Genomic DNA, 15,180 nt, shown 5'->3' with positions numbered 1-15,180 from the left:
CGCGTTTTCTGAAAGGTAGAGCAGAGCAGTGATCCGACGTCTTCTGGTGGCCGACCGTGGGGAGATCGCCCGCCGGGTCTTCGCCACCTGCCGCCTGGTCGGCATCGAGACGGTCGCCGTCTACTCCGATGCCGACTCCGACGCGCCGCACGTCACGGAGGCGGATTACGCGGTGCGCCTCACCGGTGGCACGCCGGCCTCGACCTACCTCCGCGGCGACCTCATGATCGCCGCGGCGAAGCGGGCCGGGGCGAACGCCATCCACCCGGGCAACGGGGTGCTCGCCGAGGATCCGGAGTTCGCCGCGGAGGTCGCCGACGCGGACATGATCTGGGTCGGTGCGCCGGCGAAGACGCTCGGCACGCTGCACAGCAAGATCGAGGCCAAGAGCATCGTCGCCGAGGCCGGGGTGCCGGTGCTGCCGACGCACACCGACCCCGAGACGGTGAACCGGTTCCCGGTCCTGATCAAGCCCGCCGGCGGCAGCGGCGGCGCGGGCATGCGGGTGGTCCGCGACCCGGTCGCCCTCGCCGAGGCCGTCGCGTCGACCCGCCAGGAGACCGGCGACGACGTCTTCTGCGAGCCGTACCTGGAGAACGTGCGGCACATCGAGGTGCCGATCATCGCCGACGCGCACGGGGCCGTGGTGCCGTTCGGCGAGCGGGAGTGCTCGGTGCAGCGCCGCTACCAGAAGATCATCGAGGAGACGCCGTCACCGGCGGTCGACCCGGGGCTGCGCGAGGACCTCTGCCGGGCGGCCATCCTGGCGGTCCGCTCCATCGGGTACGTGGGCGCCGGCGCCGTCGAGTTCCTGCTCGAGGAGGACGGCAGCTTCTGGTTCCTCGAGCTCACCCCGAGCCTCCAGGTGGAGCACGCCGTCACCGAGTGCGTCTCCGGTTACGACCTGGTGCGCCTCCAACTGCTCGTCGCCGAGGGCGGCAGGCTGCCGATGCCCGGGCCGCCGCCGATCCGCGGGCACGCCATCGAGGTGCGGATCTGCGCCGAGGACCCCGCGTACGCGTGGCTGCCCGCCGCCGGCACCCTGCACCGCTTCAAGGTGCCCGACGTGGCCGGCTCGTTCCGCCCGCTGCCCCAGCCCGGCCTGCGCCTGGACGCCGGCGTCGTGGACGGGTCCGTGATCGGCGGCCAGCACGACTCCATGCTCGCCAAGCTCATCGCCTGGGCGCCGACCCGGCAGGAAGCCGCGCGGATGCTGGCGTCGGCTCTCACCCGTACCGAATTGCACGGTGTCGTCGCCAACCGCGACCTGCTCGTCCGGGTCCTGCGGCACGGGGCCTTCCGGGCCGGCGACGTGGACACCGGCTTCCTCGACCGGCATCCGGAGGTGTTCGCCCCGCTGCTGTCGTCGGTGGACGCGGTCCGCATCTCCTGCCTCGCCGCCGCCCTGGCCGGAGCCGCCGCCCGGCGTACGTGCGCCCCGGTCCTGCGCTCGCTGCCCTCGGGCTGGCGCAACGTGCCGTCCGGGTCGCAGACGGCCGTGTACGACGGCCCGGCGGGCCCGGTGGAGGTCGGCTACCGGATGAACCGGCACGGCGAGCTGGCCGGCTGGTGGGTCCGCGCGGTCGACCCGGAGGAGCTGGACCTGGCGGGCCTGGGCCAGGCTCCCACCCTCGACGACCACCCGCCGACGGTGGTCGTGCACGCCGACGGCTCCCGCGTCGACCTGGACGTCAACGGGATCCGGCTGAGCCTCAAGGTGCACCGGGTGGGCGAGGTGTCGTACGTGGACAGCCCCGAAGGCTCGGTCGCTTTGCGAGAGCTGTCCCGGTTCCCGTTGCCGGCCCCGGAGGCCACCGAAGGCTCGCTCATCGCCCCGTTGCCCGGTGCGGTACGGCGCGTCCTCGTCGTACCGGGCCAGCGGGTCCGCGCGGGGGAGCTGCTGCTCACCCTGGAGGCGATGAAGCTGGAGCACCCGGTCCACGCGCCGTCCGCGGGAGTGGTCGCGTCCCTGCCGGTCCACCCGGGCGCGGAGGTCGACACCGGCGAGCTCCTCGCCGTGCTCGACCCGGAGTAGGCCGCGCGCGACCCGATTGAACGGTGCTGGCCCGGAGTAGGTCAGCTCCGGGCCAGCACCGGCCCGTGCAGCTGGTCGGTGCCCTGCCCGGCCAGGCAGCGGAAGGTACGGCCACCCGCCGTCGGCGGCAGCACCGACAGCGCCCACTCGGTGCTGTCGGTGCGGGTGGTGGTGCGCTGGAACATCCGCCGGCTGCAGACCCGCAGGACGCCCGGGTCGGTGGTGACCGCGTCCCGGTCGCGGGGATTCACCTGCGAGGGCAGCGAGCCCACCGCGAAGACCTCCCAGCTGTGCCGCCTGGCGCACGACACCTCGCGCGCGAGCGGGCTGCCGGGCTTCAGCTTGAAACACTCCACCTCACCGGGGCAGTGACCCCCGCCCGCGAGGCAGCCGGGAAGCCGGGACATCGCCTCCGGCAACGTCGAGGTGGCCGGGACGCTGAGCCGGGACGCCAAGGAGCGCACCGACGGCGCCCGCGAGGAGGCGAGCCAGGCACCGCCGACGGCGGTGGCGAGCATCAGGAACACGCCGAAGCCGCCGAAGAGCCACCGCCGCTTGCCGCGCTTCGGGTTCCCGGTGTGCACGGTCGGCGTCTCGTCCGGCCCGGACGCGTCCCGGGTGGGCGTCACCGGCGGCACCGGATGCGGCTGCGGGGAGGCGTGGAACGGCCTCGGCGCCGGCGGCACGAAGGTCGAGGACTGGTAGATCGTGGGGGCGTGCCCGCCGGCCGGGTTCAGGTGCACGCCGGCGAGCATCTCGCGCAGCTGCTCGGCGGTGGGCCGGGCCCGGGGATCGTTGGCCATGCCGTAGCGGAGCACCTCGATCAGCGCCCGCGGCACGCCCGGCATGTCGGGGATGGGCTGGTTGAACAGGTCCATCAGGGTGATGAGGCTGGGGCTGCGGTCGCTGTCCCAGCGCGGCGGCCGGCCCCGCATGACGGCGTAGAGCGTGGCGCAGAGCGCGTACACGTCGACGGCGCCGGACGGGTCGGCGTGGGAGAACATCTCGGGCGGCGCGTACGCCGGGGTCAGCACCTCGAGCGTCACGGACGAGTCGCGCATCTCGCCGAGCACGGCCAGCCCGAAGTCGGCGAGCACGGCCGGGTTGAAATGCGAGTACAGGATGTTGGCCGGCTTCACGTCGCGGTGCAGGACACCGTTGGCGTGCGAGTGCACCAGCGCGTCGGCGATCTTCACCCCGAGATCGCGGGCCTCGATCGCGCCGAGCGGCGAGACGCGCATGCGGTCGAGGTACGACCCGTCGCACAGCTCCATGATCAGGTACGGGTGCTGGTCGACCGTCACACCGACGTCGAAGAGGTCGACGACGTGCGGGTGCGACGACATCCGCCCGGCCGCTTTCGCCTCGCGCAGGAACCGCGCCTGGTCCCGCGCATTGTCAAGTGTCCGATTCTCGACCTTGATCGCGACCTCACGCCCGACCGAGTCCTGCGTCGCTCGGTACACGGTTGCGTACCCTCCGCGAGCCATGACGGTCAGGCCGGACATACCTGGCACGTAAGGCGCGGGCAGGCGACCAGGCGGGGTATCCGTCACGGCTTAGAAAATACGCGACGGTCGAGCCGGATCATCCCGGCACGTCAGACGCGTACGCGACAGATTCCGGCGGGTCCACGATGGAATGCGCCAGAGCGTCCCGGAGTTCCTCCGCCGCAACGCGTTCGCTGGCCTGTTCCGTCGCGTACGCGAGCAGCACGGCTTCCTCCGCGGCGTCCCGTGCGCCCGGTATGTCCCCGGCGGCCGCGTTGACCCGGGCGTGCACCAGAGCCGCCACGACACCGCTGCGGACATCCTCGGCGGGAATCTCCCGCGCGCGGCGGATCCACGTGGCGGCGGCGTCCACCCGGTCGTCGGCGAGCAGGGCGGAGGCGTACGACGCCAGCGCCTGCCGGCGGGAGAACAGCAGGGAGCCGCCCGTGTCGCTGGCGATGGGCGCGAGCAGGCCGATCGCCGTACCCGCGTCGCCGGCCCGCAACCGCGCCTCGGCGAGCAGCACCCGCGGCCCCACCTGGGCGGGCGCAAGCGGATTGTGCGGCTCGACGGCGGTCATCACCCGGCGTGCGTCGGCCTCAGCGGCCTCACCGTCGCCGCGTTGCAGCGCCACGAACCCACGCAGCGTGCCGGCCATGCCCAGCAGCAGCGGGTGCCCGGTGCGACCGGCGAACTCCAGCGCGTCCGTGAGCAGGTCATTGGCGTGATCGAACTCGCCCAGGCCACGGGCGATGACGCCGCGGACGACCAGCGCGAGCCCGCGCCCCCAGTCGTCCGAGACCTTGTCGAAGTCCCTGTACGCCCGGCGCGCCTCGCCGTCCGCCTCCGCCAGGTCGCCCAGCTCGGCGGACGCGTACGCCTCGACCGCCCGCAGCGTGCCGACCGCCCAGCCCTCGCCGACCCGGTCGCCGAAGGGCAGGAAGATCCGGGCCAGCCGCCGCGACTCCACCAGGCGCCCGGCGAGCAGCCGTGCGAACGCCGTGGTGCCGCGCAGCCAGGAGCGCCCGACCGGATCGCCGAGCTCGGCGAACAGCCGGGCCGCCCGGCCCAGGACCGCGTCCGTACCGGCGAAGTCGCCGCGGGTCGTGGTCACCCAGGCCAGGTTCTGCAACGCCCAGGCCTGCCCGTGCCGGTCGCCGGCGGCCAGGGTCACCTGGTAGGCGGCCGCGAACCGGCTGCTGGCCTGGCTCAGCTTGCCGGCCAGGAAGTCGGCCATGCCCAGCCGGCGCATCGCGTTGGCGCGTTCCGGGGCCAGCTCGGCGTCGGTCGCCACCTCCAGCGCCTCGTGCCAGGCGCACACGGCCTTGGACCCGTCGCCCAGCGCCTCGTGCGCCCGGCCCACGACCAGCAGCGCCTCGGCCTTGCAGACCGGCTCGTCCTCGGCGGTCCCGGCGATCTTCTCGCCGAAGGCCAGCGCCTCGTCGGCCCGGCCCAGGCGCAGCAGGGCGCGGGCGTGCACGAGCTGGTCGGACAGGGGCAGGCCGTCCTTGGCGAGGGCGGTGGCGCGCTCCGCGTACACGATCGAGGCGGCCGGTTCGATGTTCGCGAGCGCGCGGCGGGCCAGCCGGCCGAGCGCGGCCACCCCGAGCGACGCGACGTCACGGACGGCGGCCTCGGGGCGCAGCCGGACCGCGTCGGCCAGCTCCAGCGCGCACTCGGCGTGGGTGGCCACGAAAGCGTCGCGCTCGTTCTCCGTCAGGCTCAGTCGCGACGCGCCGTCGTAGCCGAGCTCGGTGATCGTCTCCGGCGCGGCCCACCGCGCCAGGTATGCGTGCCGGTCGGCCAGGTCCGCCTTGCCGATGCCCGCGTACGCCGCCTCGCGCATCAGCGGCGTCGTGAACGCGTACCCGCCGCGCACGCGGTGCAGCATGCGGCGCTGGAGCAGCTCGTCGACCGCGCGCTCGAGCTCGACCGCGGCGACCGCTCCCGGCCGGGCGTCGCCGGGCGACCGGCGCTCCCGGAGGGCCTCGATGACCCCGGTGGGCACGGTGTCGCCGACCACCGCCGCGTCCCGCAGCACCGACCGCGGCTCGGTCGGCAGCGCGTCGATGCGGGCGGCGAGGACGGCCGCCAGGTCGCGGGAGAGCAGCTGACTGCCCATCGAGCCGTCGGCCAGCTGCCATCGGCCGGCCGCGTTCGCGCCGACCGCCGGCATCAGCGACCCGCGCTCCAGCAGCAGCGTGACCAGCTCGGCGAGATAGAACGGATTGCCCTGCGCGGTGGCCAGCAAGCGGTCCGCGTCCGGCTGGGGGAGTTTTCCGCCGTTCAGGTACGACGTCAGCAGCCGAGACGCATCGGCCCCTCGAAGCGGCGGCAGGGTGTGGATCTCAGCGTCGGCGAGCCGGGTGAGGGCGCCGGCGGTGCGGACGAGCTCCGGGCGGCCGAGCAGCAGCATGACCACCGGCCCCTCGATGCGCGACAGCACGCCGCCGAGCGCGTCGATCGTCTCGGCCGTGGCGTCGTGCAGGTCGTCGACGATGACGACCAGCGGCGCCTCCTTCGCCAGGGCGCTGAGCAGGCCGGCGACCGCCACCGGGATGGTCTCCGAGTCGGGACGCGCGCCACCGGTCGGCTGCCACTCCGCCACGGCGGCCGGCCCGACCGGGTTGGCCGGCGCCTCGCCGTACCCGAGCAGGGCGAGCAGCCGGTCGATCTCGATGTCGGGCTGCTCGCCGTCGCGGCTCAGCCGGGCGACCAGCTTGCGCAGCCGCTCCTCGACCACCGGGCGGCTGACCGAGGCCGCCACGTCCTTGGGCAGGCCGACGGACTTGCGGACCAGGTCGGCCAGGGGCGCGAACCGGCGCCGCTCGCCGAAGGCCCGGCAGCGGGCCCGCAGCACCCGGGCGCCGGTGTGCGCGGCGAACCGGCCGGCGCCGACGTCGTAGCCGGCCGCCAGGCGCTTGACCTCGCCCGCGAACCGGGTCTTGCCGATGCCGGCCTCGGCGGTCATCACCATGACGCGCGGGGTGCCCGAGTCGATGACCTCGGCCATCCGGCCGGCGACCCGGCCCAGCTCGGTCTCGCGCCCCACGAACGGCGCCTCGTCACCCAGGCCGGAGCGGGTGCCGGGGGCGTCGTGCAGACCGAGCAGCTCGTACGCCGGCACCGGCTCACGCTTGCCCTTGAGCCGCAGGGCCCGCAGCTGCCGCCAGGAGGCGACGTGCCGGGTGCCCCCGGCGGTGCGGGAACCGGCGTAGACGGCACCGACCGCGGCGGCGTCGGCAAGTCGGGCGGCGGTGTTCACGGTGTCGCCGATGACCGTGTACTCGATCGCGGCCTGGATGCCGGCGACGACCTCGCCGGTGTTCAGTCCGACGCGCAGCCCGAGCGGGGCCCCGCCGCCGCGCTCGTCGTCCAGCACGCGGCGGACCGCCCGTTGCATGCTGAGCGCGGCCCGGACCGCCCGCTCGGCGTCGTCCTCGTGGGTGACCGGCGCCCCGAAGACCGCCATGATCCCGTCGCCGGTGAGCTTGTCGACGTGCCCGCCGAAGGTCTTGACCGCGCCCGCGAGCGCGGCGAGCACCCGGTCGGTGACCGCGCCGACCCGCTCCGGATCGAGGTCCTCCGACCAGGACGTGAAGTCGGAGAGGTCACCGAAGAGCACGGTCACGATGCGCCGCTCTGCGGCCGGCAGGGTGGCGGCCGCGGGCAGGGCGGCACCGCAGTTGTGGCAGAAACGGGCACCGGGGACGGCCACGGTTCCGCACACGGGACAGGTCACAGGGGGTCCAACTGTTGCGGGGTCCGTAGTGATTCCCGCCTCAGAAAGTCGAGTTGCGCCCGCGCGGACATCTCGGCGGCGAACCGGATCCTCGGGTCGATGTCGGGATACACCAGATCCACGACGGCCTCGGGCGAGTCGGCGCCGGCCGCGAGCGCGGCCCGCACCTGGGCGAGTCGCTCCCGGCGATGATCGAGATAGGCCCCGGCGACCTCGGCACAATCGTCCCGCACCGGGCCGTGCCCGGGCAGCATCAGGCTCGGGTACGCCCGCAGCGTCTCGAGACTGCCGAGGTACGCACCCAGGTCCCCGTCGGGCCACGCCACCACGGTCGTGCCCCGGCCCAGGATGGTGTCGCCGGTGAAAACGGCGTCCGCCACCACGAAGCACACGGAGTCACCCGTGTGCCCGGGCGTGGCGACGACCTCGATGTCCAGGCCGGCAAGGCGCATCCGCGGCGGCAGCGGATCGCCGTGCTTGGGGTCCGCGGCCAGGACCGGCACGCCGCCGAGCATCCGCGAGAGCGTCTCGGCGCCCTCGACGTGATCGTGGTGGCCGTGGGTGATCAGGATGGCGCTCAGCGGCCGGTGCTCGGCGATGGAGGCGAGGTGTCCGGCGTCGTCCGGCCCCGGGTCGATCACGACCGCATCCTCGGCATCCGGCGCGCGCAGCACCCACGTGTTGGTGCCGTCCAGCGTCATCGGCCCCGCGTTGGGCGCCCGCAGCAGCGTGACCCAGTCCGGCAACCGTTCGACCTGCGACGACACAGACGCCACCCCCCAGCGCATGGTACGTCGCCGGTGCCGCCGGGACCGAACCCGCGAAGTGCGATCCGGTCACGGCGGCCCGGCGCCCGTACAGCGGTGTCAGGCGATCTCGGCGATGACTTCCACCTCGACCGGCGCGCCGAGGGGCAGCTCCGCCACGCCGACGGCGCTGCGGGCGTGCCGGCCCTGCTCGCCGAGGACGTCGCCGAAGAGCTCCGAGGCGCCGTTGACCACGGCAGGCAGGGCGGTGAAGCCCTCGGCCGCCGCCACGAAGCCGGTCACCTTGACGATCTTGACAACGCGGCCCAGCCCGACGAGCGCGTCGATCGCCGCGAGGGCGTTCAGCGCGCAGTTACGGGCCATCTCCGTACCCTGCTCCGGGGTGACGTCCGCGCCGACCTTGCCCGTGTACGGCAGCTTGCCGTCCACCATCGGGAGCTGCCCGGACACGTACACGTAGTTGCCCGACTGCACGGCCGGCACGTACGACGCCAGCGGCGGAACCACCTGCGGCAGCGTCAGCCCCAGCTCGGCCAGCTTCGCGTACGCGTCCGCGCCGCCCTCGCCACTCACCGGAGTCGGCGCCGTCACGACTTCGCCCGCTTCATGTACGCCACCAGCTGCTCGGCGTTCGGGCCCGGCACGACCTGCACCAGCTCCCAGCCGTCCTCGCCCCAGTTGTCGAGGATCTGCTTGGTCGCATGGACCAGCAGCGGCACGGTCACGTACTCCCACTTCTGCATGTGCTCGCCCAGCTTCCTGAGATAGTCCGCACGGACCCCCGGCCCGCGCTCCGGCGACAGCCTAGCCAGGGCGCCGGAGCTGCCTCGCGGCCGACCGGATTCCATTACCCTGACGTGGGGGCGGTGCGACCCCCGGAAGGGCAGATCAGGGGGCACGATGACGCAAGCGTCGCAGGGTGGACCCGGGCGGCCCTCATCGATCGCCGCGGCCGAGGCGCCGGAATCGGAGTTCATCGACGCTTCCCCGCCCCCCACGCCGGCGGGGTGGCCACCGCCGGGCGCCTATCCCGGCGAGCCGGGTCATCCCCCGGTCGCCGACCCCACGCCGACCGAGCAGATTCCCGCGGTCACCGACGAGACGGTCGTCATGGGCGTCGTGGAGGGCGAAACCGTCGAGGGCGAGGTCGTGTGGCACCAGCCACCGCCCGACGAGCCGTTCCACGCCAAGCACGAGAAGCCCGGCGAGTGGCACACCCACCCGCCCGACCACCTCGCCTTCGAGCACTCCCCGCCGGCCGAGGTCCAGCCCGGCGTCCAGCACGACGAGCCCGTGGAGACGGAAGCCATCCCGCTGCGCATGCTGCCGCAGCCGTGGGAGGTGCCGTTCGACCCGCAACACACCGAGAGGGCCGCCGGCGACGACACGCCGCGCCGGCGGCGTACCGGGCTCTGGGTGACGCTCGCGCTGGTCGTGACGCTGCTGCTCTTCGCCGGGGGTACGGCGTCCGCGCTCCTGCTGCTGCACAACGCGGACAGCGGCAAGGGCTCGCCCGACCCGGCCACCGCCGTCGACCGGTTCATGACGGCGGTCTACACCCAGCAGGACCCGAAGGCGGCCGGCGATTCCGTCTGCCGCGAGGCCCGCGACGAGGACAAGCTCAAGAGCCGGGTGGACCAGATCAAGGGGTACGCGAACGAGTACGAGGCGCCGACCTACCGCTGGACCGAGCCGGCCGTGTCGGGGCAGAGCGACGGGAAGGCCACGGTCGCCGTCCAGCTCACGATGATCACCGACGACGAGAAGAGCGCCGAGCAGCAACTGTCGTTCACGGTGGTCCACAAGACGGGCTGGCTCGTCTGCGACGTCAGAGGCTGAGCGGAAACCGTACGCTCGAAAGCGTGGCGAGAGATGAGTGGCCGGCCCGCCTGCACGTGGTGACGGGCAAAGGCGGTACGGGCAAGACAACCGTGGCGGCGGCGCTGGCGCTGGGGCTGGCGGCCGGCGGGCACCGCACCCTGCTGGTGGAGGTCGAGGGCCGGCAGGGCATCGCCCAGCTGTTCGGCACCGACCCGCTGCCGTACGAGGAGCTGCGCGTCGCCACCCCGGCCCGGGCCGACGGCGAGGTCCGCGCCCTGGCTGTGGACCCCGAGGAGGCCCTGCTCGAGTACCTCGACATGTTCTACAAGCTGGGCGCGGCCGGGCGGGTGCTGCGCAAGATCGGTGCGATCGACTTCGCCACGACCATCGCCCCCGGCCTGCGGGACGTGCTGCTGACCGGCAAGGTCAAGGAGGCCACGACGCGCTCCTCCGACGGGCGGCGCGCGTACGACGCCGTGGTGCTGGACGCCCCGCCCACCGGACGGATCGGACGGTTCCTCAACGTCACCGCCGAGACCGCCAAGCTGGCGAAGATGGGCCCGATCAAGACCCAGAGCGACGGGGTCGCCTCGCTGCTGCGCTCGCCTATCACCTCCGTACACGTGGTGACGCTGCTGGAGGAGATGCCGGTGCAGGAGAGTCTCGACGCGATCGAGGAGCTCACCGCGCTGCACATCCCGGTCGGCCGTCTCATCGTCAACGGCGCCCGCCCGCCGCTGCTGGCCGGCGCGAAGGTCACCAAGTCCGAGCTCCGGCGCGGGCTCGCCGCCGCCGGCCTGCCCGCGGATCCGGCCACGGTGAGCGGCCTGCAGGCCGAGGCCAAGGCCCACCTCACCCGCCGGGAGCTGGAGGAGTCGCTGCGCGCCGACCTCGCCGAGACCGGCTACCCCATGGTGGAGCTGCCCCTGCTGGCGGGCGGCGTCGACCGGGAGGGCCTGAACCGGCTGGCCGACCTGCTGATGGGTGTCTGACCCACCCCCGTCCAACCGCCCCACCCGCCACCCACGAACGGACTGAAGGCTCTCCGCGGCAGCGCTCCGGCCCGCGACCCGGGCCCCGAGTCAGTACGCTCGAGACGTGGCCGCTGATCAGACCGCCCCGCGCCTGGATGTCGACGCTCTGCTCGCGGATCCGGCGACCCGCATAGTCGTGTGCTGCGGCGCGGGCGGCGTCGGCAAGACCACCACCGCGGCCGCCCTGGGCCTGCGGGCCGCCGAGCACCACGGCCGGCGCACGGTGGTGCTGACCATCGACCCGGCACGCCGGCTGGCCCAGTCCATGGGCCTGACCGCGCTGGACAACACGCCGCGGCAGGTCAAGGGCATCGACATGGAGGCCACCGGCGGCGAGCTGCACGCCATGATGCTCGACATGAAGCGCACGTTCGACGAGGTCGTGCAGGCGCACACCTCGCCGCAGCGGGCCACCGAGATCTTCGCGAACCCCTTCTACCAGGCCATGAGCTCCACGTTCTCCGGCACGCAGGAGTACATGGCGATGGAGAAGCTGGGTCAGCTGCGCTCCCGCGACGAGTGGGACCTGATCGTGGTCGACACGCCGCCGTCCCGCTCCGCGCTCGACTTCCTGGACGCCCCGGCGCGGCTCTCCCGGTTTCTGGACGGCCGCATGCTGCGGATGCTGCTGGCCCCCGCGCGCGGCGGTCGCAGCATGTTCAGCCTGGTCACGGCCTCGTTCGGGATCTTCTCGCGGGCGGTGCAGAAGATCCTCGGCGCCCAGCTGCTGACCGACCTGTCGGGCTTCGTCGCCGCCCTGGATTCCATGTTCGGCGGTTTCCGGCAGCGCGCCGACGAGACGTACCGGATTCTCCAGGACCCGCAGACCGCCTTCCTGCTGGTCGCGGCCCCGGAGCGGGACGCGGTCCGGGAGGCGGCCTACTTCGCGGAGCGACTGGTCGCCGAGCGGATGCCGCTGGCCGGCCTGGTGCTCAACCGCACCCACCGCACGGCCATGGACTCGGTCCCGCTGGCCGCGGCCGAGGCCGCGTCCGCCGCGCTGGACGCCGAGGGCGATCAGCGGATCACCGCGGACGCGCTGCGGGTCCATGCCGCGTTGCTCCGGCAGGTCGATCGAGAGGTACGGGTGGCAGCCCAGTTCACGGACGCGTTCCCCGCCGTGCCCTGGGTGTCGGTGACAGCGCAGCCCGCCGACGTCCATGACGTCGACGGGCTGCGAACAATCGGCGATGCGTTGACCGCCAGTGCTTGATCAATCAGCGGGTCGAGACGAGCACCTTGTCGGCGCCCTTCTCGCGCAGCGCGGCTTCGAACATCTTGCGCCAGCTCGCCACGTGCGGGTGCCGGCGCAGCAGAGCGCGCCGCTCCCGCTCGGTCATGCCTCCCCAGACACCGAACTCGATCCGGTTGTCCAGTGCGTCGGCAAGACATTCGTAGCGAACCGGGCAGCTTCGGCAGATTCTCTTCGCCACGTTCTGCTCGGCGCCCTGCACGAACAGCGCGTCAGGGTCGCCACTCTGACACGCCGCCATGCTGGGCCAGTCGCTGATCATCCCCATCTGTTCACGTCCCCCCTTGCAATTACCCCCTGACGCCTGCGCGCTCATGTCCCCCAAGCAGTGCAGACGTCGTGCGAAAGCTCGCCGGACCATCATGCTCCGTAGTCGGGCGATTACGCAACGTTGTCCCTCAAATACGTATACCTCGGTAGTTCCGGGCATCTCACTCTGACCGGACGGAGAAAAGTTCGCGGGAAAACTCAGAAAAGGCCACGCTCAGCCGATCTGACCGGCAGAATCATTCTGGGCGAACCGTGACCAACTCGCCGCGTGGTCAGGGCGGTGTTTCGCGTACCCTGCTCACGTGACCTCCTGGATGCGCAGACGCGATCACAACATCTTCGCCAATGCGACTTCATTGCTGATCTGTGGCCTGCTGGCGGGCGTAGTGGTCGCCGCCGCGGCATTCCCCGCCGTCGCCATGTCCGGCCTGGCCGCGAAGGCCGGCGGAGAGACCTTCGCAAGTCTGCCCAGCGAGCTCAAGCAGGCGAGTGCGCCCCAGATCAGCCGGATCTTCGCATCGGACAACAAGACCCAGATCTCGGTGTTCTACGACGAGTTCCGCAGTGACGTCCCACTGAAGGACATCTCGGTCAACATGCAGCACGCGATCATCGCGGCGGAGGATCACGAGTTCTACAACCACAACGGCGTCGACCTCAAAGGCGTCGCCCGCGCGGTGGTGAGCAACAAGAGCGGCAAGTCCCAGCAAGGCGCCTCGACGCTGACGATGCAATACGTGCGCATGTCCCTGGCCTATTCGGCGACGAACCCCCAGGAGGTCGTCGACGCCACCAAGGACACGCCCAAGCGCAAGATCACCGAAATGAAGTACGCCATGCAGGTCGAGAAGGAGCTCACCAAGGAGCAGATCCTCGAGCGCTATCTCAACCAGGCGCCCTTCGGCAACGGCTCGTACGGCGTCTATGCGGCCAGCCAGGTCTACTTCAAGAAGAAGCCCAACGCGCTCACGGTCGCCGAGTCCGCCCTGCTGGCCAGCATGGTGAAGGCGCCGACCGCGTTCAACCCGACCACCGCCAGCGGTTACCCGCAGGCGCTGGCCCGGCGCAACTATGTCCTCAATGACATGCTCGAGCTGAAGTTCATCACGCCGGAAGAGGCGAAGAAGGCCACCGACACCAAGATCAGCAAGTCGGTCCAGCGGGTCGGCAACGGCTGCGTCTCCGTGGCGAAGAACCACTGGGGCTTCTTCTGCGACTACTTCTACCGCTGGTGGCTGAGCCGCAACGAATTCGGCGCCACCACGTACGACCGGGAGCGGCGGCTCAAGAGCGGCGGCTACCGCATCCAGACCTCGATGGACGTCAAGGCGCAGAACGCGGCGCGGCAGAACATCCTCGACCACATCAAGGACAAGAACAAGAACGCCCTCCTGCTGGCCGGCGTCCAGCCCGGCACCGGCAAGGTCCGCACGCTCGCCGCCAACCGCCGCTTCAAGCTCGACGACCCCGAGCACCCGCAGAACAAGATCTCCTCCGACCCGCGCAAGGCGAGGAAGAAGATACGGGGCACGTACCCGAACACCACCAACCCGCTGCTCAGCGGCGGCGGCGACATCACCGGCTACCAGGCCGGCTCGGTCTTCAAGATGTTCACCATGGTGGCGGCGCTCGAGAACGGCTACCCGCTGGCCTACTCGATCAACGCGCCGGCGAGGTACGTCTCGAAGTACATCATCGCCCCGGGGCCGTCGACGTGTAACGGCAAGTACTACTGCCCCTCGAACGCCTCGAAGAGCGAGAAGGGCATCTTCAACATGTGGACCGGCTTCGGCGCGTCGGTCAACACGTTCTTCGTACCGTTGCAGGAGCGGGTCGGCGCCGAGAAGGTGGTCGACGTCGCCAAGCGCTTCGGCGTGCAGTTCCGCGCGCAGCAGGACGCCGACTTCGCCGGCACGGAAGAGTCCGCCCACCAGTGGGGTGCCTTCACCCTCGGCGTGTCCTCCTCGACCCCGCTGGACATGGCCAACGCGTACGCGACCCTCGCCGGCGACGGCATGTACTGCACGCCCACGCCCGTCGAGCAGATCACCTCGCAGAACGGCGAGAAGATCGACGTAGGCCAGCCGCACTGCACCCGGGCGACCTCCGCCGACGTGGCGCGGGCCGCCCTGGACGCCGCCCGCTGCCCGGTGGGCGACTCGGCCCAGCTCGGCAACTGCAAGGGCCGCACGGCACCGCAGGCCCACTCGGAGATCGGCCACCCGATCTACGGCAAGACGGGCACCACCGACCACGACAAGACCGCCGCGCTGATCATCGGGACCACCTCCCTCACGGTCGCCGGCTACCTGGTGAACCCCGACTACCAGGACCACTCGGACCGGATGTCGCACCAGATCGTGAACCCCGCCGTGTGGGGAACCATGGCGGACTACATGGACGGCAAGCCCAAGGTCGAGTTCAAGAAGCCGGGCAGCCGCAAGATCTCGATCGGCGACCAGCGCTCGATCCCGGACGTGACCTGCGCGACCATCGACGGCGCACGGGCCCGGCTGGAAGACGCGGGCTTCAGCGCCTCGGTCGGCGCCGAGGTCGACTCCAACTGCCCGAAGGGGACGGCGGCCGGCACCAACCCGGGCGGCCGGACCATCAAGGGCGGCTACGTCAGCATCGAGGTCAGCAAGGGCAAGCCCGACGACAAGCCCAAGGATCCGAAGCCCGGCGACGGCGGCATCATCTTCCCGCCGCCGCGGCGGCGCTGACGGTCGAGCGAAGACGGGCGGGTCACCCTCGGTGGTGGCCCGCCCG

Annotated in this window: 11 protein-coding genes; 5 read left to right on the top strand and 6 right to left on the bottom strand. The window is 72.0% G+C overall.

Annotated elements, in window-relative coordinates:
- The first annotated feature begins 28 nt into the window (after nt 1-28).
- Entirely contained in the window at nt 29-2,035 is a 2,007-nt protein-coding gene (locus tag AB0368_RS32390; protein ID WP_366157819.1) for a biotin carboxylase N-terminal domain-containing protein, read from the top strand.
- A 41-nt stretch (nt 2,036-2,076) separates the two neighbouring features.
- Here AB0368_RS32390 and AB0368_RS32385 read toward each other — a convergent pair whose 3' ends face one another.
- The 5 genes from AB0368_RS32385 to AB0368_RS32365 all read right to left on the bottom strand — a co-directional run bounded on the left by AB0368_RS32385 (nt 2,077) and on the right by AB0368_RS32365 (nt 8,777).
- Nucleotides 2,077-3,591 carry a serine/threonine-protein kinase gene (locus AB0368_RS32385; protein ID WP_366157818.1) on the bottom strand — a complete coding sequence of 505 codons (1,515 nt, stop codon included), beginning with the start codon at nt 3,589-3,591 and terminating at the stop codon, nt 2,077-2,079.
- A gap of 31 nt (nt 3,592-3,622) precedes the next feature.
- The gene (locus AB0368_RS32380; RefSeq protein WP_366157817.1) at nt 3,623-7,267 is read right to left on the bottom strand and encodes an adenylate/guanylate cyclase domain-containing protein; all 3,645 of its coding nucleotides are present in this window, start codon (nt 7,265-7,267) and stop codon (nt 3,623-3,625) included.
- The gene (locus AB0368_RS32375; protein ID WP_366157816.1) at nt 7,264-8,055 is read right to left on the bottom strand and encodes an MBL fold metallo-hydrolase; all 792 of its coding nucleotides are present in this window, start codon (nt 8,053-8,055) and stop codon (nt 7,264-7,266) included. The genes AB0368_RS32380 and AB0368_RS32375 overlap by 4 nt, the downstream gene beginning before the upstream one ends.
- A 78-nt stretch (nt 8,056-8,133) precedes the next feature.
- Nucleotides 8,134-8,625: a RidA family protein gene (locus AB0368_RS32370; protein ID WP_366157815.1), complete on the bottom strand. Its 492-nt coding sequence runs from the start codon at nt 8,623-8,625 to the stop codon at nt 8,134-8,136.
- On the bottom strand, nt 8,622-8,777 hold the full coding sequence (locus tag AB0368_RS32365) for a DUF4177 domain-containing protein (RefSeq protein WP_203768810.1): 156 nt from the start codon (nt 8,775-8,777) through the stop codon (nt 8,622-8,624). Before AB0368_RS32365 ends, AB0368_RS32370 begins: the two co-directional genes overlap by 4 nt.
- A gap of 157 nt (nt 8,778-8,934) precedes the next feature.
- On the opposite strand from AB0368_RS32365, the gene AB0368_RS32360 reads away from it, so the two are divergent.
- The 3 genes from AB0368_RS32360 (at nt 8,935) to AB0368_RS32350 (ending at nt 12,102) form a co-directional block, all read left to right on the top strand.
- Nucleotides 8,935-9,873, top strand: a complete 939-nt coding sequence (locus AB0368_RS32360; RefSeq protein ID WP_366157814.1) for a hypothetical protein — start codon at nt 8,935-8,937, stop codon at nt 9,871-9,873.
- Nucleotides 9,874-9,896: 23 nt separating this feature from the next.
- Nucleotides 9,897-10,847, top strand: coding sequence for an ArsA-related P-loop ATPase (locus AB0368_RS32355; RefSeq protein ID WP_366157813.1), 951 nt, complete (start codon nt 9,897-9,899; stop codon nt 10,845-10,847).
- Nucleotides 10,848-10,953: 106 nt separating this feature from the next.
- Nucleotides 10,954-12,102: an ArsA family ATPase gene (locus AB0368_RS32350; protein ID WP_366157812.1), complete on the top strand. Its 1,149-nt coding sequence runs from the start codon at nt 10,954-10,956 to the stop codon at nt 12,100-12,102.
- A 4-nt stretch (nt 12,103-12,106) separates the two neighbouring features.
- On the opposite strand, the gene AB0368_RS32345 is transcribed toward AB0368_RS32350, so the two are convergent.
- Nucleotides 12,107-12,409, bottom strand: a complete 303-nt coding sequence (locus AB0368_RS32345) for a WhiB family transcriptional regulator (RefSeq protein ID WP_041832981.1) — start codon at nt 12,407-12,409, stop codon at nt 12,107-12,109.
- A gap of 304 nt (nt 12,410-12,713) precedes the next feature.
- On the opposite strand from AB0368_RS32345, the gene AB0368_RS32340 reads away from it, so the two are divergent.
- On the top strand, nt 12,714-15,134 hold the full coding sequence (locus AB0368_RS32340) for a transglycosylase domain-containing protein (protein ID WP_366157811.1): 2,421 nt from the start codon (nt 12,714-12,716) through the stop codon (nt 15,132-15,134).
- Nucleotides 15,135-15,180: the final 46 nt, after the last annotated feature.

The sequence above is a fragment of the Actinoplanes sp. NPDC051475 genome (assembly GCF_040689425.1).
Taxonomy (GTDB): domain Bacteria; phylum Actinomycetota; class Actinomycetes; order Mycobacteriales; family Micromonosporaceae; genus Actinoplanes.
The sequence above is the reverse complement of the archived record's forward strand: the minus strand, read 5'-3'. Positions and strand labels throughout refer to the sequence as shown.

Bases quoted from the DNA above. Each gene is read 5' to 3' on its own strand.
- AB0368_RS32375 (WP_366157816.1), bottom strand. From the start codon at position 8,055: ATGCGCTGGGGGGTGGCGTCTGTGTCGTCGCAGGTCGAACGGTTGCCG.
- AB0368_RS32365 (WP_203768810.1), bottom strand. From the start codon at position 8,777: ATGCAGAAGTGGGAGTACGTGACCGTGCCGCTGCTGGTCCATGCGACC.
- AB0368_RS32360 (WP_366157814.1), top strand. From the start codon at position 8,935: ATGACGCAAGCGTCGCAGGGTGGACCCGGGCGGCCCTCATCGATCGCC.
- AB0368_RS32345 (WP_041832981.1), bottom strand. From the start codon at position 12,409: ATGGGGATGATCAGCGACTGGCCCAGCATGGCGGCGTGTCAGAGTGGC.